The organism is Spirosoma litoris (assembly GCF_054776755.1).
On record NZ_BAAHBI010000042.1, the window covers coordinates 150,927 to 171,754 of the forward strand.

At 46.9% G+C, this 20,828-nt stretch carries 19 protein-coding genes; 15 read left to right on the forward strand and 4 right to left on the reverse strand.

Going from position 1 to position 20,828, the window contains the following annotated elements; all coding sequences use genetic code 11:
• The first annotated feature begins 238 nt into the window (after nt 1–238).
• The 5 genes from ACYVGR_RS25630 (at nt 239) to ACYVGR_RS25650 (ending at nt 4,710) form a co-directional block, all read left to right on the forward strand.
• A complete protein-coding gene (locus tag ACYVGR_RS25630; protein ID WP_460962145.1) occupies nt 239–628 on the forward strand; it encodes a hypothetical protein in 390 nt (129 codons plus the stop codon).
• A gap of 153 nt (nt 629–781) precedes the next feature.
• On the forward strand, nt 782–2,731 hold the full coding sequence (locus ACYVGR_RS25635; RefSeq protein WP_460962148.1) for a hybrid sensor histidine kinase/response regulator transcription factor: 1,950 nt from the start codon (nt 782–784) through the stop codon (nt 2,729–2,731).
• 244 nt (nt 2,732–2,975) lie between these two features.
• Nucleotides 2,976–3,461 carry a MarR family winged helix-turn-helix transcriptional regulator gene (locus tag ACYVGR_RS25640; protein ID WP_460962150.1) on the forward strand — a complete coding sequence of 162 codons (486 nt, stop codon included), beginning with the start codon at nt 2,976–2,978 and terminating at the stop codon, nt 3,459–3,461.
• Nucleotides 3,462–3,529: 68 nt separating this feature from the next.
• Entirely contained in the window at nt 3,530–3,991 is a 462-nt protein-coding gene (locus tag ACYVGR_RS25645; protein WP_460962152.1) for a GNAT family N-acetyltransferase, read from the forward strand.
• A gap of 134 nt (nt 3,992–4,125) precedes the next feature.
• On the forward strand, nt 4,126–4,710 hold the full coding sequence (locus ACYVGR_RS25650; RefSeq protein WP_460962154.1) for a fasciclin domain-containing protein: 585 nt from the start codon (nt 4,126–4,128) through the stop codon (nt 4,708–4,710).
• Between the two features lie 231 nt (nt 4,711–4,941).
• Here the strand turns inward: ACYVGR_RS25650 and ACYVGR_RS25655 are convergent, their stop codons facing one another.
• Nucleotides 4,942–6,048, reverse strand: a complete 1,107-nt coding sequence (locus ACYVGR_RS25655; RefSeq protein WP_460962156.1) for a serine hydrolase domain-containing protein — start codon at nt 6,046–6,048, stop codon at nt 4,942–4,944.
• An 83-nt stretch (nt 6,049–6,131) separates the two neighbouring features.
• Nucleotides 6,132–8,075, reverse strand: coding sequence for a histidinol-phosphatase (locus ACYVGR_RS25660; protein WP_460962158.1), 1,944 nt, complete (start codon nt 8,073–8,075; stop codon nt 6,132–6,134).
• Between the two features lie 364 nt (nt 8,076–8,439).
• Here ACYVGR_RS25660 and ACYVGR_RS25665 point away from each other — a divergent pair, with 364 nt between their 5' ends.
• From ACYVGR_RS25665 to ACYVGR_RS25685, 5 genes are all read left to right on the forward strand, one after another.
• Nucleotides 8,440–9,237, forward strand: a complete 798-nt coding sequence (locus tag ACYVGR_RS25665; protein ID WP_460962160.1) for a HipA family kinase — start codon at nt 8,440–8,442, stop codon at nt 9,235–9,237.
• Entirely contained in the window at nt 9,224–9,598 is a 375-nt protein-coding gene (locus ACYVGR_RS25670) for a DUF3037 domain-containing protein (protein WP_460962162.1), read from the forward strand. The genes ACYVGR_RS25665 and ACYVGR_RS25670 overlap by 14 nt, the downstream gene beginning before the upstream one ends.
• Nucleotides 9,599–9,693: 95 nt before the next feature.
• Nucleotides 9,694–10,983 carry a serine hydrolase gene (locus ACYVGR_RS25675; RefSeq protein ID WP_460962164.1) on the forward strand — a complete coding sequence of 430 codons (1,290 nt, stop codon included), beginning with the start codon at nt 9,694–9,696 and terminating at the stop codon, nt 10,981–10,983.
• Nucleotides 10,984–11,033: 50 nt separating this feature from the next.
• Nucleotides 11,034–12,353 carry a serine hydrolase domain-containing protein gene (locus ACYVGR_RS25680; RefSeq protein WP_460962166.1) on the forward strand — a complete coding sequence of 440 codons (1,320 nt, stop codon included), beginning with the start codon at nt 11,034–11,036 and terminating at the stop codon, nt 12,351–12,353.
• Between the two features lie 96 nt (nt 12,354–12,449).
• Entirely contained in the window at nt 12,450–14,636 is a 2,187-nt protein-coding gene (locus ACYVGR_RS25685; RefSeq protein WP_460962168.1) for an alpha-galactosidase, read from the forward strand.
• A gap of 120 nt (nt 14,637–14,756) precedes the next feature.
• On the opposite strand, the gene ACYVGR_RS25690 is transcribed toward ACYVGR_RS25685, so the two are convergent.
• The gene (locus ACYVGR_RS25690) at nt 14,757–15,257 is read right to left on the reverse strand and encodes a MarR family winged helix-turn-helix transcriptional regulator (RefSeq protein WP_460962170.1); all 501 of its coding nucleotides are present in this window, start codon (nt 15,255–15,257) and stop codon (nt 14,757–14,759) included.
• Nucleotides 15,258–15,421: 164 nt separating this feature from the next.
• Between ACYVGR_RS25690 and ACYVGR_RS25695 the strand changes: the two genes are divergently transcribed.
• Entirely contained in the window at nt 15,422–16,054 is a 633-nt protein-coding gene (locus tag ACYVGR_RS25695) for a TMEM175 family protein (protein WP_460962172.1), read from the forward strand.
• A 4-nt stretch (nt 16,055–16,058) separates the two neighbouring features.
• Nucleotides 16,059–16,427, forward strand: a complete 369-nt coding sequence (locus ACYVGR_RS25700; protein ID WP_460962174.1) for a VOC family protein — start codon at nt 16,059–16,061, stop codon at nt 16,425–16,427.
• A gap of 203 nt (nt 16,428–16,630) precedes the next feature.
• Here the strand turns inward: ACYVGR_RS25700 and ACYVGR_RS25705 are convergent, their stop codons facing one another.
• A complete protein-coding gene (locus ACYVGR_RS25705; RefSeq protein ID WP_460962176.1) occupies nt 16,631–18,412 on the reverse strand; it encodes an ABC transporter ATP-binding protein in 1,782 nt (593 codons plus the stop codon).
• Between the two features lie 279 nt (nt 18,413–18,691).
• Here ACYVGR_RS25705 and nusB point away from each other — a divergent pair, with 279 nt between their 5' ends.
• The 3 genes from nusB (at nt 18,692) to ACYVGR_RS25720 (ending at nt 20,799) form a co-directional block, all read left to right on the forward strand.
• Nucleotides 18,692–19,828, forward strand: coding sequence for a transcription antitermination factor NusB (gene nusB, locus ACYVGR_RS25710; RefSeq protein WP_460962178.1), 1,137 nt, complete (start codon nt 18,692–18,694; stop codon nt 19,826–19,828).
• Nucleotides 19,829–19,941: 113 nt separating this feature from the next.
• Nucleotides 19,942–20,244, forward strand: coding sequence for a YtxH domain-containing protein (locus ACYVGR_RS25715; protein WP_460962180.1), 303 nt, complete (start codon nt 19,942–19,944; stop codon nt 20,242–20,244).
• 102 nt (nt 20,245–20,346) lie between these two features.
• Entirely contained in the window at nt 20,347–20,799 is a 453-nt protein-coding gene (locus tag ACYVGR_RS25720) for a DUF1573 domain-containing protein (RefSeq protein ID WP_460962182.1), read from the forward strand.
• Nucleotides 20,800–20,828: the final 29 nt, after the last annotated feature.

Sequence of the window (20,828 nt, forward strand, 5' to 3'; positions counted from 1 at the left end):
AACATCTTTATGCTGAAATTACAGTAATGCACTGGCGTTTTTGTCGGTTGACATAGGTTAAAAAGACCGTTTTGAGCGACGAAAGGGTGTTTTCGTCAGTGTTGTCCACCCCGATTTAACACTCAATCTCAAAAGTGCTAGTAATTGACTCATTTGAGCTAATCCGTTTTCCGAACTCACCCGACCTTTGACCTATCCAAAACGGAAAACGAAAACAAACTCTTAAATATTAACTATCATGAAAACCCTCATCAAACCTCTGTTCGTTGCTTTTGCTCTGGTTCTGTCTACTAGCTATGCTTCTTTAGCCAAGCCAACCAACGACCCACAACCTGCTGCTTTCCAAAGCGGTATCTTTACAAATAAGGCTGGTAAACTTCAGGTTGCCCTTGATAAACAATCAGGCCAACCCCTGCAAATTCGCCTGACTAGTGCCGATGGTCGTATGGTCTTTTCCCAACGAGTAGGCAAAAAACAAACCGCTGTCCGTTTAGTATTCGATGTTAGTGATTTGCCCGATGGCGCTTATCAGTTGACCATCACCGATGGCAAGGAAATCAACCAACACACCGTAACGCTGGAAACTCAGAAACCGGTGGATGTTAATCGACTGGTAGCCATTAACTAAGGATAGTTTATCCAAACAGTTCTCGAAGCGCTGATCTAATGTCAACAACTGGTTAAGGTATCTACCTGGCCGATTGTTGACATTAGATCAGCGCTTCATTCGTACCTTAGCCTCGGGACCGGCCATACTGGTTAGAAAGAACAGCTCTGCGTGATGACGACGAAAATACTTTTGGTTGATGATGAAGCCGATTGGGAAGCGCTATTCCGGCAGCGTTTCCGCCAACTGATCATAGCAGGTACCTACCAGATTTTCGTGGCGCAAAATGGACAGCAAGCACTGAGTTTACTTCAGGAGCAACCAGAGATTGATGTAGTACTGACCGACATTAATATGCCTGGCATGGACGGGCTTACGTTGCTGGAACACATTACGACTGGCTACCCTCAAGTGCCAACTGTGATGGTCACTGCCTATGGCGATATGGCCAACATTCGGACCGCCATGAACCGGGGGGCTTTTGATTTCATTACCAAACCAATTGACTTCGCCGACCTTAAAGCCACCATTGACAAAGCTCGACGCTACGCCGAGCAGCTTCGGCAGACCCAGGCGCTTAAAGCGCTTAATGCCATGAAAACGCGGTTCTTTGTCAATATGACGCACGAATTGCGCGCTCCCCTGTCGCTAATACTTTCTCCCGTTGACCAACTCCTGGAACAAGCAACGCTGACCCCACCTCAACAGGAACGGTTACTGAGTATTCGCCGAAACGCGCAGCAACTATTGCGGCTCATTAATCAGTTAATGGACCTCCACCAACTTGAAGACCAGCCGCTTGAGGAAGTCCATGAAGTGGGCGACTTAGCGGGCTTTCTAAGCCAGATTGTCGATCTGTTTCGCCCCTCGGCAGAGATTAAACGGCTGGCGCTCAACTTTCACACCGACCTACCAACCGGAAACTACCGCTTCGATGCGGGAAAGTGGGAAACCATTCTCTATAACCTCCTGACCAATGCCATTCGCTTCACCCCTACCGGTTCAGTCACCGTACTGTTACAGGAGTCACCCCAGGGTGTTCGTTTGGTAGTACAGGATACGGGTATTGGCATTACGGCCCATAAGCTTCCCCATGTCTTTGACCCGTTTTATCAGGGTGATAACCAGCGCATTCGGTCGAACGATCCAACAGGACTCAGCCTGGCATTAGTCCGGGCCTTAACGCAACGCATGGGCGGGCATATCCAGGTGACGAGTCAGGTCGACGTGGGTACCGAGTTTAGTGTCGAACTGCCGCTTCATCGGATTGGGGGCAATCAATCCGTTCAGTCACTGTCGGCTTCCTCCCTGTTGATTGAACTACCCGTCTTACCTCAACCATCAACCGGCCGACCAATAGAATCAGAGTCAGACGCTCCGCCGTTGATTCTGATTGTTGAGGAAAATACTGAGCTACGGGAATACATGGTAGCAGAGCTAACCACCCTATACCGAGTTCGGACAGCGGCCAATGGTCATCAGGGCTGGGTGGTGGCTAAAGAAGAATTGCCCGATCTAATTATTACCGATTTGATGATGGCTCGTCTGGATGGCTATGGGCTAATTGAACAGCTCAAAGCCGACCCCGTTACCGATCATATTCCTATAGTGCTGCTAACGGCCAGCGCCGATGAAGCGAGTCGGCTCAAAGGTCTGGCGGTAGGGGCCGATGAGTACCTGACCAAGCCTTTTCACCTGGGAGAATTGCAATTGCGGCTTCGAAACCTGTTAGATCGCCAACAACGATTACGGGATCATTATCGGAATCAGCTCGCTCAACCCACCAATTCGTCTTCGCTCCAGCCCGTTGGCGATCAATTTCTTCGTCGATTCTATGGGCTGATTGACCAACGACTGGACGACTCGACGTTGAGCGTCGAATGGCTTGCGGAAGAACTTGCACTAAGCCGCAAAGCGTTGTACCTGAAAATACAAAGTCTGACACATTTGTCGCCCATTGAACTCATCCGACAGTATCGACTGCGGAAGGCCATCGATCTATTGCGGGCGGGTCACGGAGCCTCCGAAACGGCCTATATGGTGGGGTTCGACTCGCCCTCCTATTTCACTAAAGTTTTCCGGGAGTTCTATCAGCAAACGCCCTCCGCTTTTGTCAAAGGATGAAGCTCTTGAAACTTTCTATTATCAAGCTGTAATCGGTGTGTTTTTGTCATCCCGACGCAGGAGGGATCTTCGGTAAGTGGAAGGTATATGGGCTCTACCGAAGATCCCTCCTGCGTCGGGATGACAAAAATGCTAGTAAAACAAAAGTTTAAACAGTCTCGATAATAAAAAAATTGACCAGTTTCTTGAGATAGATAAAAGTTTTATCTAATTATGTAAGAACTTACGTAAGCTCTTACATACTATGGATTTTATGGCCGAAATGGCCGAGTTAGCGCTTGCCAGCCGACTCAGGCGATTAAGTGATTTATACTGGCAGGGAGTAACTGCCACTTACCGACAATCGGGAGTGGATTTTGATGTGCGCTGGGCCACCATTTTTGTGCTCATCGCGCGTCAGGGACCAGTAGCCGTTATGGAAATAGCCGAACGATTAGGCATTACCCACCCGGCTGTTATTCAGGTAATTAACGAGTTAGAGAAACGAGACCTGATTACCTCAACGAAGTCGGAGCAGGATGGCCGAAAACGATTGCTGACACTAAGCGAAACGGGGCAGGCGATGCTTCCTAAGCTCCAGCCTCTGTGGGATGCCTTTATTGCGGTTAATCAGGAGATGCTTGGTAATCAGACGCATAACCTATTGACTTCGCTTCAGGAGATGGAAGACCAATTGGCCAAACGTAACTTCTACGACCGAATTCAGGATCAGTTGAACCGAACTAAATAAATGACACTGAATAATGAATATCAACAAGTTAAACGCCAACCATTATTCATTAATACACAAAAAAAACCATGAGCACTATCTCTATCATTCCCTACTCACCCGAATACCAACCGGATTTCAAGCGTCTGAACATTGAGTGGATTTCTCATTATTTTACTGTTGAACCACACGATCTGGAGCAGTTAGATCAACCCGAAACCTATATTCTGCCGAACAATGGGCAGATTTTCCTGGCCAAAATTGGCGATGAAATTGTTGGTTGTGTAGCCATGGTTAACATGGGCGAAACCGGTTTCGAGCTGGCGAAAATGGCAGTTTCGCCGAATACACAGGGAAAAGGTATTGGCAAAAAACTATGCATTGCCGCTATCGACTACGCTCGACAATTGGGCGTCAAAACTGTTTGGCTTGAATCGAATCGGATACTTACGCCCGCCCTAACCATGTATGCGAGTGTAGGTTTTCGCGAAGTTCCTAGTGTGCCTACGCCGTACAGCCGCGCCGATATCCGCATGGAAATGACGCTGTAGCAAGGTATCGCACATTAAAAATGATTTAAATCCGCCCGACTGATTATACGGCAAAAAACAATCAGCGATTGTCAAGGTTAAGCTTACGCTCAATGGTCTAGTATCCTACACTGGATTATGAAAACTGACTTACCATGAAATCGATTCATACGATTGTTTTTTGCCTGGCCGGACTCGTCATTTTCGGCTTTCAAGCGGTTGCCCAGAACACGACCTCAGCAGCAGCTGCTTCAACCAATACTACCTTAACAACAAGTGGGGTAAAAACGGGTACTACGCTCGCCCTCAGTGCCGCCGAATCGCCAGACCATACTACGTTGCTCCAGCTATTGAAAGCCTCTGGCTTGACCAAACAGGCTTCAGGCGCAGGACCTTATACGGTTTTTGCCCCCAACAACGGCGCTTTTTCCGAATTTTCGAAGGAAGAGCTGGATGATTTACTGCTTCCATCTAGTAAAAATAGACTCATTCAGTTGCTGGCTTACCATGTTGTAAAAGGGCGACTCACCTCCGATCAATTGAAGGATGGCCAGACGCTTACGAACCTCGTAGGCCAGATACTAACCGTACATAAGCAGGAAAACTACATTACCATCGAAGACGATCGCGGTACAGTCGCCGATGTCATTCAGGGTAATGTTCGGGCTACCAACGGTGTCGTTTATTCCATCAATAAGGTGCTTCAACCAGCCTCGAACAAAGGGCCAATTGTCCGGTAATTGATCAAAAGTCTGTTTAAACTTTTGTTTTAATAGCGTTTTGTCATCCCGAGGAACGAGGGATCTTCGGGGACGAATAATTTTAAAGAGCCACCCGAAGATCCCTCGTTCCTCGGGATGACAAAACACACCGATGCTAGATCAGCTCACATCGTTTCAGCCTTTCGAGGTTCTCTAAAACGCCTACCCTAAGGAGGGCCAGGGGGGTTGAGCCTATCAGAAGTATCTACCCTATTTCTCAACCAATGCCTCAATAGCTTTCAATATAACCGGCAGTTTTTCGTGAGCGTTGTTACAAAGCAGAATGATGGTTTTATCGGCATCGATAAAGCGCATAATCTGGGTTTTGTAGCCGGGGTTATCGCCGTCATGCCAGACAACTTTACCCAGCTTAGCATTCTGTTTCAACTCCCAGCCAAAGCCATAGTGTGTCAGTGAACCGTCGTTTAATTTCGCTGGCGTAAATGCTTCTTTAAGGGTTTGTTGGCTCACTAGTTGATTGGTGTAAAGGGCACGGTCCCATTTCAACAAATCGCCGACCGTTGAACTAATTCGGCCTGGACCTTTGCGGTTTCCCAGCCAGATGGCATAGTTGAACTCAGGAAAGGAATCGGCCCGAACGTAGCGTTTCTTCTCGGGCACATACATGTAGCCCCAGGCCATATCAGGCAGTTTAATCTTATCGGCACGCGTACGAATGTCGGTATGCGTCATGCCAACTGGCTTAAAAATACGCGTCCGGCAAAATTCAATAAAGTCCTGACCAGAAGCCTTTTCGGTAATGCTGGCGAGGAGCATATACCCCGTATTGCTGTACTCGTACTTCACGCCCGGCTCAGCCAATTTAGCCGGATGGTATTTAATCAGATAGGCAATGTTATCGGCATTATTAGCCACCTTGCTCTTGTCCCAATGCTTATCCATTACATCCTGATAATCAGGCAAACCCGATGTATGGTTGAGCAGATGTCGAATAGTAATACCTGGATACGGCAGGCCCGGAATATATTTTTCAATCAGATCATCGTAAGCCAGTTTACCCTGTTGCTTTAGCATCATGATCGTCATGGCGGTAAACTGTTTCGACACCGATGCCAGTTCGAAAATAGACGACGTTGTTATGGGCGCTTTCATCTCAAAATTTTTGTAGCCGAATGCCTGCTGGTAAACAGGTTTACCCTTGTCGGCAATGAGAACTACACCGCTAAAATCGGGAACGCTGGCGAAGAGCGTATTCAACTCTTTACCTAATTCAGTAGGCGAATTGGTCTGAGCCTGAGCAATAAAATTCAGCAATGACGTGAGAATGACTAAAATCGTAGCGGTTTTGGCTTTCATAGAGGAGAGGTTGTATCGTGTTCCCAAATTAAGACGTTGTTGGCATTAAGTTGATAACCGTCTACAGAAAAAGCCTCATAAGCTTATTTTTCCGTGCCTTTCAACAGAAAATCCCGTACTAGCACATGCTGATCGGTGCTAATAAAATCAACCCCAGCCTCTCGAAGTTTTGCCCAAACAACAGGGTCTTCAGGACTCGCCCAGAGCCGTAGCTTTTTGCCTTCTTTATGCACTCGCTCAACCAGTTGACGCAACTTCTCGAACTCTTCGGCAGGCATCTCCCCTGTCCCCCGCCATTGAAGCTGATTGGGATACGAATCGCTAATAAATGTCATCACTGCCGAATTGTACCCTTTGCCAAGATCACCTGGACGACCATCAACCGACATGAGTCTGGATTTGGCTTTGGCAAGCGTTGGTATAGGTCGATTACCCGAAAGAACGACGGTAACAATACCCGCTTGATTTTTAGTCGGATTTCCAGTAGTTAACAGCGAGCGATACCGTTGCAGCAGTTTTTCCAATGCCTGATACGTGCTATCAGCACTTGTCTTTGCATCGATCATCAGATAGAATGGTCCTTTGTAACCAGCCAACGCCTGACCACCATTTTGCCTGATTCGCTCGGCTAATGGCTTGAGATACAGGTTTTCAAGGGTTGACGCCGGGTTTTTAAACGAAGGTTGGTCGTGGGCTACATACAAGGTATCATCGATTAGATGGACATCGGCTTCCACACTTGTGAATCCGTTGTCCAGCGCGTCCCAAAGTGGCCGCGATTGCTCGTAATCATTGTGTGCGTGGGCGTTTGGCAAAGCAACTACACCTGCCACTGGCTGCGGAACAACCCGCTGGGCTATAGGCTGCGTCCAGGCAGTTTCCACGTCACCCGGCATAAATGGATTGTACTTAGGTTTACTGGAAATGATCTTGGCCCGAAGCAGTAACAGATCATCCGTTAGGGCATAACTGGCTACGGTATCCGCTACTTCACGCAGTAATTCAGCCTGTTGGCTCCCCTTGCGAATACCGAAAAACTGAATTTTATACGTTACGTCTGGCTCTGTTTTAACGCGTACAGAAAGCGTATTACCAACCTGCGGCAACTGCTTTAGCGTCACTCCCGAACTGATGTAGAACCGACCGGCTTCCATAGCCTCGATCAATGCCTTGGGGGTTAACACAGGTGCATTGACCATAACCCAGCTTCGCCCCGAGTTGGCAAACGAAGGGCCGAAAAAGTAATAATTATGGCTATCGTCGGTACCCATGCCATACATCAACGGTCGGCCTTGTTGCACGAAATGAAGGTTGATTTTATCCCACATCGACTCCGTTCCTTCGTGGGTGCTATCGCCGTAATTGTTTACCAGATGATGGCCGTTGAAAACCTCGAAAAATCGTTCATACCGAAGTTGCATTAGGTCTTCGGCTTTGATAGCGTAATAAAAATTGGGGTGGTTGATGTGCGTAAACATGGGCTGCCCAGTCAATCGCCGTTGGGCTACCACCAGATCGATATTATTCTGCATCACATCGGCCACACTATTTCCTGGCAGCGGCCGAATGAGGTTCTTTACATTCGTAACGTTGATGTGAATAGGCTTGCCCTGATAACCCGTCGAAAGCTCCTCGTTTTTCAGGATCAGAAATTTACCCGGTTCGTCAAAGTAACTTCGGTATTCGTCCAGTTTTTTTAGCCGAACTTTAAGCGAGTCATTTCGCCCTTTCTGATACACCACCCAATCGGCCCCAAATGTGCGTAGATATCGGTCAAACGTCCGTCGTCGGTCTTTTTGGTGCGGCACGTTAACCCATTTATCGACGTCCTGCAAAATATTGTGATCAGACAGGCCCACAAACTGATAGCCGTTAGCTTTATACCAATCCATAATCATTTCTGGATAGTCGTCGCCATCGCTCCAGAGCGAGTGGGTATGAAGATTTCCTTTGTACCAGTTTTGCGCCTGTGCCATAGTCATCGCAAAGCACAGTATCAGGAAGATTGAGCCTGTTGTTTTCTTCATTGAATTAAGTGGGTATAATAGCTTTAAAAGTACAGAAAAGGCCTCAGATACCCGATTCTGGCTTATTAAGGTTGATTGTTTCTAAAAGCGTAGGGGTCATGTTGAGTTAATACGAACGCTTGATCGGGCAGGAATGAATAAGCCAGTCTAAATTGGGCTATGTTTTGGGTACGACTCCGATGGGGTCGGATGTCTATAGAGAACCATGGCAACTATAAACATTTGACCCCGTCGGGGTCATACCCTCTATTCGTCCAGCTAACAAAGGTTTGTTTTAAAAATAGCCCTAAATTTCCCAGACGATTTCGCTGAACGTACATTTACACCAGCAGTCTACAGACGCATTCATTTCGAACTACACATTGTGCCGTATACTCAACCTGAACTCCGAACCGTCAATGTGACCCGCTACGCCAAACCGTTGCGCGAAGGCGGTTCACTCCCTGCTCTTGTCGAAGCCGACGATGAGTTTTTATATGTACTTAAGTTTCGTGGAGCCGGGCAGGGAACCAAAGCCCTGATTGCCGAACTAGTAGCGGGTGAAATCGCTCGCGCGCTTGGTCTCCGTATCCCCGAAATCGTATTTGTCAACCTTGATGAAGCGTTTGGCCGAACAGAACCCGATGAAGAAATTCAGGATTTGCTTCGGGCTAGTGAAGGCTTGAACCTTGGGCTTCACTACCTATCTGGCTCCATCACATTCGACCCGATTCTGAACGAAGTCGATCCACACCTAGCATCGAAGATTGTCTGGTTAGATGCTTTTGTGATGAATGTGGATCGTACTGTCCGCAACACGAATATGCTCATGTGGCATAAAGAATTGTGGCTCATCGATCACGGCGCATCGCTCTATGTGCATCATACCGGTCCTACCTGGCCCGAGCAAAGTCGGCGACCATTTGCGCAGATCAAGGACCATGTGTTGCTGTCCCAGGCCACCCAGCTCGATGCCGTTAACACGGAATTTCACCAACTGCTTACGCCCGATCACATCCAGCAGATTGTGTCGCTGGTACCCGATGAGTGGCTTATAAACAACGGAGTCGAAGAATCTCCATCCGAACAGCGGGCCATCTATACTCAGTTTTTGACGGATCGCCTGGCCGCATCAGAAATTTTTGTCAACGCAGCTAACGAAGCCAGAAATGCACTTGTTTGAGTACGCCGTTATTCGGGTTATGCCGCGTGTTGATCGGGAGGAATTTCTGAACGTTGGCGTCATTGTTTATTGTCGTTCGCAGGGCTTTTTACAAGCAAAATTTGCGTTGAATGAGCACCGTCTTCGGGCGTTTTCAGCAGAATTGGATATGCAGGAACTAGCGGATCGGCTCAGTGCTTTTGAGCGAATTTGTGCGGGTCGTGCGCAGGGCGGCCCTATTGGCAAACTACCAATTGCTGAACGTTTCCGATGGTTAACGGCAACTCGTAGTACGGTTGTGCAGACCTCGCCTGTTCACCCCGGCTTGTGTACCGATGCAGGCGAAACACTGGCTAGGTTATTTGCGCAATTGGTTTTGTAGCGTGTAGCGCGGACATCCTGTCCGCATAGCCGTGAACATTTGCAAGAATTACTTAACCTAAGCTATGCGGACAGGATGTCCGCGCTACATCAAACATGAAACACTTCGTCCTCTTTTTGCTACAATGCAGTCTTGTATTGCCCGTCTTTGGCCAGTCACGCACTGACTCATTCCTGACAAACTTATTTTCGGCCAATAAGAATTCTATTTTTCAGGAGGTCATCAACCATCCGGAAACGTATCGACTGCAAATCATTTACACCCAGATAAACCGGGATAAGACAAATACTCCTTCATTTACAAACTACTACTTCCACGTCGATAGCACCGAGTATTTCAACCCGGCCTCGACGGTGAAATTGCCGCTAGCGCTGTTATCGCTGGAAAAGCTCAACCGGCTCAACAAGCCCAACGTGACTAAATTCACGTCCATGCAGTTCGACAGCGCGTATAGCAAGCAGACGAAAGAGTGGACCGATAAAACGGCACAGAACGGTTTTCCATCCATAGCGCACCTAATCAAAAAAGCGTTTCTGGTAAGCGAAAATGATCCGTATAGCCGCATGTATGAGTTCGTAGGGCAGAGCGAAATCAACCGATCGCTCCATGCGAAAGGGTATCTGGACACGCGCATCACCCACCGTTTCGTGCGCATGACCAATGACGAAAATCGGCATACCAACCCCGTTCGGTTTATTCAGGACGATGGAAAACTAATTTACGCACAACCCGCAGCCTTTAATCAGGACCCATTTGATTTCCGACGGGTAGCCAAGCTGGGCAAGGGCTATTATATCCGCGATAGCCTGGTTCATCAACCGTTTGACTTCACCGAACGCAATAAATTTCCGCTGGAGGCTTTCCAGCAAATTCTTCAGTCGGTTATGTTTCCGATGTCGGTTCCGGCTAAGCAGCGGTTCAACCTAACGAAAGATGACTATCGCTTTTTGTATCAATACCTGTCGCAGTACCCCAGCGAAACCAACTACCCCAAATACGACGCGAATCAGTATTACGATAGCTACGTGAAATTCTTTTTCATGGACAGTCTGCATCACCAGATGCCAGCCAATATTCGTGTGTTCAACAAAGTGGGTTGGGCTTATGGATTTCTAACCGATGCGTCGTACGTGGTCGATTTTAAGAACAATATCGAGTACATGCTAACAGCTACTTTGTACGTAAACAGCGATGGCATTCTGAATGATGACAAGTATGATTTTGATACAATCGGCCACCCGTTTTTGTATCAGCTAGGGCAAACGATTTACCAATACGAATTGACGCGTAAACGCCAGTACAAACCCAATTTACAAGCGTTTCGTATACCTTATGAAAAACGGCTGAACGATGCGCGACCTCTTGTAAAAGATGTTGATAATTGAATCATTTCCCTAATTTACTCACCTATTTCCTACGCCTTACTCATATCGATATGTTCCTCAAATCTATAGTTAGAACAGTAGCGCTCGTTGCGCTCACAGCCAGTCCCTTATGTGCACAAACGGGCACGAAACAGAATCCACCTGTTTTGACGGTAGCCACTCCTGAAAGCGCCGGTTTCTACCCCGAACGACTGAATAAACTGGACGGCCTTATTCAGTCCTACATCGACAAAGGTGCGTTTCCGGGAGTGGCCGCAATTGTGGTACGAAACGGCAAAATTGTGTACCACAAATCCTTCGGCAAATCGGATCTTGAAATCAATAAACCACTGGCAAAAGATGCCATTTTCCGGATTGCGTCGATGACCAAAGCCATCACCTCACTGGCCGTCATGATGCTCCACGAAGATGGCAAAATCATGCTCGATGATCCCATCAGTAAGTACATCCCAGAGTTTGCAAAACCTGTAGTTCTCGACAACTTCAACGAGAAAGACAGTACCTATACAACCGTTCCGGCCAAACGAGAAATCACGATTCGTCACTTGCTATCTCACATGTCGGGCATCAATTACAATGTGATTGCCAGCGATCCAAGAATGCGGGCGATTTATACCAAAGCGGGTGGCATTCCCGACGCCTTCGTTACGGACAACATCAAACTGGGCGATATGGTGAAAAAACTGGCCAAACAGCCACTAAACCACCAGCCCGGCGAAAAATGGACTTACGGACTGAGCATCGATGTGCTGGGCTATCTGGTCGAAGTGGTGTCGGGACAAACATTGGCCGATTTTTTCCAGAAACGCATCTTCGAGCCACTGGGCATGAAAGACACGTACTTCTACCTGCCCGATGCAAAGAAGGATCGGTTGGTGGCACTGTATTCGGAAGATAAGGACAAAAAGTTGATTAAAACCGCTTCGATTAAAACGCTCCCCGTCGATCCTGATTTCCCAATTATGGGTGCTAAAACGTACTACTCGGGTGGAGGTGGCTTATCCAGCACAGCCTATGATTACGCCATTTTCCTGCAAATGTTACTCAACGATGGTGTGTATAATGGAAAGCGATTGCTCAGCCGAAAAGGCGTTGAGTTGTTTACGAATTCGAACCAAACCGGCACATTGTTTCCAGATCCGGGCAATTATTTCAGTTTAGGATTTGAAGTCATTGGGGAAAAAGGGCATTCAAAAGATCTCAACAGCATTGGCACCTTTTCGTGGGGTGGCGCTTTCAGCACGCACTACTTTGCTGACCCTAAGGAGAAAATCAGCGTCGTGTTAATGAAGCAAATGTGGGGAACAAGCTACGGTGGTGAACTCGACAAAAAATTCGATGTACTGGTGTATCAGGCACTGGATGAGTAGATTGTTTTCTCGACAGGATTGACAGGATAAAACAAGATTTAAAAGTGAATTAGAAAATCCTGTTTTATCCTGTCAATCCTGTCAAAAAATATAAAAATGCATCGTTTCTTCTGGCTTTTCAATTGCTGGCTGTTGGCAACCAATGCGTTTGCCCAACTCCAATCTTTACCAATTTATAAACCTATCCCAGTTAAGCAGGACTGGCTTATTACGCCTGTCAGCCAGAAAGCGGGTATCTATCAGGCTAATGGAGGCAAAGATTTAGTCGTATCAAACGGGTTGATTGCCCGTCGCTTTCGGATTAGTCCCAATCTGGCGACAGTCGATTACCAGAACCTGTCGACCAACGAGCAATTTGTCCGTTCTGTAAAGCCCGAAGCCAGGGTCGTTTTAAACGGAAAAGCGTATAACGTTGGTGGACTTTATGGTCAGAAAGAACACGCTTATCTGCGCGAAGAATGGATTGATGGTTTTACTGGAAACGCAGCTGATTTCCAGTTTAAGACTTTCTCCGTTTCGCCCATTAAGCCGTACGTCAACTGGAAGTCGCGAACCTGGATGACGAATCAAAAGCAACCCAGCGGCCAGGAATTGGCGTTGGTTTTCAACACCAATTTACCCGAACTGCAAGGGGTGGAAGTAAAGGTTCATTATGCGATTTACGATGGAATTCCAACGCTTTGTAAATGGGTAACGATAGCGAACAAAAGTCAGAAATCGATTCATATCAATCAGGTAATCAACGAAATTCTGGCAACACCTGAAGAAGAATCGGCGGTAGTGGGCAAGCCAGAGCAGATGAAAAAGCCGCAACGGATTTACATCGAGAACAACTTCGCGTTCAATAATGCTATGCGGTATGATTTATCCGATCAGGCTACGCATTGGAAAACCGATTCGCTCTACACATCTCAGGTAAATTACAACTACGAAACCCCCTGTTTACTGGAAGTATACCCAACTCTGGGCGTCGGCATTGATCTGTCTCCAACGCAAACGTACACCTCCATACGCTCTTATGAACTGCTTTTGGACTCTTACGACCGTGAACGCAATGGCTTAGCTCGTCGTCGGTTTTACGCGACGGTTACGCCCTGGACAACGCAGAATCCCATTTTCATGCACCTGGTCAGTACCGATCCAGCAACGGTTAAAAACGTGATCGATCAATGCGCCGAAACGGGTTATGAAATGGTCATCCTTAGTTTTGGCAGCGGACTGAACATGGAAGATGCCAGCGATGCGAACATTCAGAAATTCAAGGCACTGGCGGATTATGCCCATAGCAAAGGCATTTTGTTGGGCGGTTATTCGCTATTCAGCAGCCGCCGAATCGATGATGAGAATGATGTAATTGATCCGAAAACCGGACTACCCGACAAAGGTGCTTTTTTTGGTCACGCGCCCTGCCTGGCCAGTCAATGGGGCATCAATTACCTGAACAGTCTGAAAAAATTCATTACCGAAACCGGCTTTGATCTGCTCGAACACGATGGCCCTTACCCCGGCGATGTCTGTGCCTCTACCAAGCATCCAGGCCATAAAGGATTAGACGATTCGCAGTGGGTACAGATGGACATGCAGAAAGGCTTTTATCGGTTTCTGAATGAAAAAGGCGTGTACATCAACGCGCCCGACTGGTATTTCATGGACGGTACCAACAAGATTGCATTAGGGTATCGTGAAGTCAATTTTTCGCTCTCCCGCGATCAGCAAAAACTCCTGAACCGCCAGAATATCTTCGACGGAACCTGGGAGAAAACCCCTTCGATGGGTTGGGGTTTTGTACCGCTTACCAAATACCAGGGCGGTGGCCCAGAAGCAGTACTGGAACCACTTAGCGAGCATCTGTCTGATTATGAACAACTCATGATGCAATATTATGGGGCTGGCGTTCAAGCCTGTTACCGAGGTCCGCGCCTGTACGATACTGAAGCTACGAAACAAACTGTTCAGCGCGTGATTAGCTGGTACAAGAAATACCGTCCCATTCTCAATTCTGATTTAATTCACCTTCGCCGACCCGATGGCCGTGATTGGGATGGCATTTTGCACGTCAACCCAGCAGGGAAAGTAAAGGGGTTGGTGATGCTTTTCAATCCCTTAAAAACTAAAATCACCCGAACAATAAAGCTTCCTCTCTATTACACTGGCCTCCGCGAAACGGCTCAGATACGGCAGGGGGAAGGTAAGGCAAAATCATATCGGCTGAATCGAAATTATGAGGTGGAAATTCCGGTGGAAATTGGGCCAGAGAGTTACGGCTGGTGGGTGATTGAATGATCTTCATTGAAGAGTGTTTTTGTCATCCCGACGCAAGGAGGGATCTCTAGCATCAGGCGAATTTGAGATCCCTCCTTGCGTCGGGATGACAAAAAATATATCTGAATTAATCTCTCATTATCAATCTTCATCCTCTTCCACTTGACTGATCGACTCGTGGTAGGAAATTATCTGATAAAGCACTTCCACGGCAATAGCAAAGTTCTCTTCACCTACCAACTCTTTGTACGTATCAGTAAGCTTTTCCTGCTGACGTTTAGCCACCAGCAATAATTTTTTCCCTTCATCAGTCAACATAATTTTAGAACTACGTCCATCCAGTTTGCTTTTTTCGCTCTTAATCAAGCCTTCGGCTTCCAGTTCTTTCACTGTTCGGCTCATGGCTTGCTTAGGCTGCATAGCTCGTTTCGCCAGCTCCTGATTCGTAATTCCTTTCAGGCTAATATTGGTCAGAAACTTCATAAACGATGTCTTGAAGGGTATATCTGTCGAAACATTCATGGCGTTTTGCATCCAGCCATCTGTCAATCGTTTTGTAACGGCAATCAACCGAACCCAATTGCGCTCATTATGCTGCATATAGTCGGTTAGTTCCGCCAGAATAGCTTTCTTTTTTTTCACTCCCATTGGCTTCTGATATAATTTTTCCGCAGCTAAACTAATTTCAACAAATATAGTCCTAATTGATTACTAATTAGTCAACAAACAGGACTATATTTGCAAAGTCACAAGAAATACAGACTCTTATCTATACAGCTAGCAATACATTCTAAACGTCTACTCAAATGAGAGAGAAGGATTTAAACCTGGATCGAATCGTCTTTTTCAGTGATGCCGTTGTGGCTATTGCCATCACCTTGTTAGTGCTTGATTTAAAGCTAGATATACCTACCTCGCGGATCGTTCAGTGGGCTGACATAAGCACTTTGATGCCACAATTTGCCGCTTTTTTGCTCTCATTCATCCTTGTTGCCCTGTATTGGATTATTCATAACCAAATATTCTGCTACGTAAAGCGAGTAGACGAACCGTTAGTATGGATAAATGTGTCCTGGTTATTTTTCATTGCTCTCCTACCCTTTTCGGCCTCATTACTAAGTGCGCACTTCGGTGAGCGGGTGGCTACGATGATCTATGTACTCAACACAATGGGCATTAGTGCCTGTCAGAATTTCATTTGGGATTATGTGTCGGCAAAACCTGATTATCTGGATGGCACAATCCCTGAAAGGCAGGTAAAAATCTACCGAATTTATTTTAACGTGGGTATGGTTAATGGACTGATTGCCATCGGTTTTGCCTTTTTCATGCCCGTCGTTGCCTTCTTTATCTTATTTACCCGGCCGCTGATGATGGGGATCTATATGCGCTTCACATTACCTCATCGTCACAGACAACAACGCTTCACAAAACAATAAAACTATGGCTCTTAAACACGTAAACTTAGCCGTGCCTGATGTGGCGCAAACAGTGTCTTTTTTCGAGAAATACTTTGGCTTTCACACAGACGAAGTAAAAGGCGATAATGTTATCGCTATTCTGGAAGACAACGACGGATTTATCCTGTCGATCAGTAATTTCAAGAAAGATGTAATTCCCCAATACCCAGCCGACTTTCACATTGGTTTCGTGCAAAAATCACCTGAGCAAGTCATGGAAATTTATCAGACCATGAAAGCCGATGGCATCGATGTTGGAAAAGAACCGCATAACTATAGCGGTCGCGGAACCTATTCCTTTTACGTAGCAGCTCCTGGCGGTTTTCTGATCGAGGTATTGTGCGTGGTTTGAGACGATTACTAAGGACAGGGTTCTTGCAAATCAGGCATTTGGAATTTTTCTATAGGCATACCTTTCTAAGCAGGAACTATTGTCAGCTTACTGCTGACCCCGGACGTGGCCGTCCAGGCTACGCTATACTAAAAACGCAATGGGCGAAGATACCTAAATATCTTCGCCCATTCGAAAATCGTAAGCCGTAAATCGTAACTCTTCTACACCTCCTCCGTCTGCAACTGCTTCTCGTACAGTTCTCGGTAAGCACCGTTTTTGGCCAGGAGTTCCTCATGCGTGCCCTGTTCAATGATTTCGCCATCGTCAAGCATGATAATGTTGTCGGCCAGTTTTGCGGAGGAAACCCGGTGCGAAATCACAACCGAAGTTCGGTCGGCCATGATACGCTGGAGGTTGTTCAGAATGATGTTTTCAGTGTTGGTATCGACCGCCGACAGGCAATCGTCCAGAATCAGGATTTTGGGGTCTCGGGCAATGGCGCGGGCAATACTTAACCGCTGTTTCTGACCGCCCGACAACGTAACGCCCCGCTCGCCAACACGCGTGTCGAACTGCTCCGGAAAATCCAGTACGTTCTGGTATAAATCAGCATCGCGAATGGCTTGATCGACCCGCTCTTGTGGCAAATCGGGTTTACCGAAACGAACGTTGTTGCTGATGGTTTCCGAGAATAGGAATACGTCCTGTGGAACATAGCCCATTTGCTCCCGCAACGAGGTCAAATTGTAATCTTTAATCGGAATACCGTCGATTAGAATTTCGCCAAACGTCACATCGTACATACGGGTAAGCAGGTTTGCCAGTGTGCTTTTCCCTGAACCCGTCGTACCTAAAATAGCGACAGTTTCGCCCGCCCGAACATGCATCGAGAAATCCTTGATGGCAATAATTCCCGAATCAGGATAAACAAACCGTACATTCTTGAATTGTATATCACCCTGAATCGTGTGGATGACATTTTTCTGTGATACGATGTCCGTTTTGATGCTCAAAAATTCGTTGATACGCTCCTGCGAGGCAGCTGCCCGTTGGGTTTGGCTCGTGGTCCAACCAAGAGCCATCACGGGCCACGTCAGCATGTTTACATACAGAATGAACTCCGTAATGTTACCGGGAGTGAGTCGTCCGGCCATAATTTCCTGACCGCCTACGAAAATAACCAGTACGTTACTCAAGCCCACCAGAATCGCGACAATCGGAAAGAACAATGAATCGACTCGCGTCAGACTCAGCGATTTATTCCGGTATTCGTCACTCTCAATTTCAAACTTGGCTGCCGAATTATTCTCCTGTACAAAGGCCTTCAAAACGCGAATACCCGAAAACGCTTCCTGCACATACGTCGACAATCGCGACAATGACCGCTGGATTTCCTCCGACCGCCGAATGATAATATTATTGACTATGTAAATCGCTACGGACAGAACCGGCAGCGGCAGCAGCACATACAGCGAGAGTCGAGCATTGATGCTCACCATGTAGCTGATAACCAGAATAAACAGCACAATCAGGTTCAGCCCATACATGATACTCGGCCCAACGTACATTCTGACTTTACTAACATCTTCTGAAATCCGGGCCATCAAATCGCCCGTGTTGTGTTGCCGGTAGAAACTGAGCGGCAGCGTTTGATAATGATCGTAAATCTCGTTTTTCAGGTCGTATTCAACGTGTCGGGACATAACAATCAGCGTCTGCCGAACGAGGAACAGAAAGAACCCTTTCAACAAGGCCAATACAAGCGTTAGTACACCAAAAAGCAGGATACTAAAGGCAAACACCTCATAAAGTCCCGATTGCAAAGGCGATTTATCGTAGAGGTAGTAAACGTCCAGCGTTTCTCGTACCAGATCGAGCGCGTAACGCACCAATTGCGCGGGAAAAATGCCAAAGAGATTGGAAATAGCGGTAAAGACCGTTCCCAAAATCAGGTACCATTTGTATTTGAGAAGATATTTATTGAGGTAGGAAAGTGCTTTCACAGAACAACCAACAGCGTTTCATTTGTAACGGAAGGTAGTTTGGAAAAGTTGCAGAATGGCATGGAGCAGGGTGCGCGGAGCAGGGGCAAAGAACGTCAAAAACCACTATCCTAGTTACATTCCCTGCCCCATGCTCCCCGCCCCTTGCTAATTTCCCCCTTGCCTTTTTCCCAAATAACCCCTATTTTTGCACCCGATTTAAAACATGCAGTTCTTTTCTTACCGGTAGATTTTAGACTTAGGCGGATGCTCAACAGGCGACTACTCCGAATAAAGGTCATGCAGGCGTTATACGCCCTTCGGCAGGCCGAATTTTCAAATCAGCAAATGGCCCTCGATGGCATTAATGATCTCTTCCAACCCGACCTAAACTCGATGCTTCCGCAGGACAAGCGGCAACTCGAAGGCTACCGGAAACTCGCCAGCTTACTCTTTGAGGAGGCTATCAAAACCAATCAGTCCGCGAAAGACGACGATGCTCCGAACAAGGTTCTGAAAGCAGCCAACGATGGCTTTGTTTTCTATCAGATTCGGACAAAAAAAGATCGTCAGCACCTTGCCCAGATGCTGCTGAAGCAGGTAAACGGCATTTACGACGATTATTTGCTGGTCATGCAGCTACTCGTCGAACTCGGCCACGCAGCCCATGTCGACAGCGAACGTAAATATCGGGACGTTGACGAAGCCCCGTTTCCGTTCGAATCAACCCTCAATGATAATACGGTTGTGCAGGCACTGGCCGAGCATCAGCCCCTTAAAAATGAAACCCTTCGGCATGGTATCTCGTGGACCGATGATCTCGCTTTTGTTCGGAAAGCGCTCCGTGAAGTACTGAAAGCCGATGAAACCTACCGGGCCTATTGCGAGCAGCGTACGCACACGGCAGATGAAGATCAGGCATTGGCACAATACGTGCTACGTACCTTAATATTCAAGCACGAGACCATTCGCGATCATCTGGCCGAAATCGACTTAAGCTGGGCCGAAAACAGCGAAGTCGTTCGTGGATTAGCTATCCGTACAATTAAATCGGCCCAAACGCCAACTGGCCTGAAACTGGAGCCGCTTACCGACGATTGGGAAGAAGACGAATTGTTCCTGAACACGTTGTTTGATCGATCGCTGGAAAACGATGCTGATTATGAGCAGTTACTAGCCGATCAGCTTCAAAACTGGGATGTAGAACGAGTAGCTATGCTCGATAAAATCATTTTAAAACTGGCGGTTTGTGAGTTACTTAGTTTTCCAAACATTCCGGTTAAAGTAACGATTAATGAATATATCGAACTAGCAAAGGCGTACAGTACGCCTAAAAGCGGTAAGTTTGTCAATGGAATATTAGACAACCTGTCTGAGAAGTTACAAGCCTCAGGCCGTCTGCGTAAAAGCGGACGCGGGTTGTTGGACAATAAATAAAATGGTTTTGGGTTTACGGTTTGTGGTTTACAGCAGTTGGCTTACGAGATCACTAATGGATTAACTACTGTAAACCAAAAACCGTAAATCCAAAACCACAAACTTTAAAGACAATGAGCAGAATTGGCCGTGATTTAACCTTTTTGCTGACCGGTATTGCTGCCGGCTCCCTGGTTGGACTACTGTATGCACCCGACAAGGGTAAAATTACTCGTGATCGACTTTCATTCCGTTTGTCAAAATACAGAGAGCAGATCAACCAGTTGCTTGAAGATTTAGGTAGCTCAAGAGATCAGCCCGAAAATTCATCGAAGAACGAAGGACAACGCGTCGTAAATGATGCCCGTGAAAAAGCCGAGCGTCTACTCGAAGACGTAGATCGGCTGATGGCCCAGATTAAGCAACAGAACACATAAAATAGTCTACGGTTTACAGTTTATGGTTTACAGTTGGCTGACGCGAGAATAGCTAACGTGTCAATCAACTGTAAGCCATAAACTGTAAACCGTACATTGAAAATGCATCTCAGAAATTGGCTACTCATAACAGCCTTAGCTACCATTGGCTTTGGGCAGATTAGCTGCGATAATCGTCAACAAGGAAAAGAATCGAAAGAGGTGGCTTCTGGAAAGATGCCCAAAATCACATTTGCCGAAAAAGGTATTTATGATTTTGGCACACTAACCGAAGGCGATACAGTTGAGCACACGTTTGCGTTTACAAACACTGGCGAATTTCCTCTAATCATCAATAACATTACCGCTTCCTGTGGTTGCACTACCCCCGATTGGCCACACGAGCCAGTAGCTCCCGGCGCGAAATCGTCGGTACGGGTGCGCTTTAATAGTCGCGGAAAAAGTGGTGAACAGAGCAAAACCATCACCATCTTTGCCAATACAGAACCAGCCATGACTGACCTTCACTTTAAAGCGATGGTGAATCCGAAAGCTGATTCGACCAAAAACTCATAGTTTGTTTCAGGTTTAATGTTTCAGGTTTT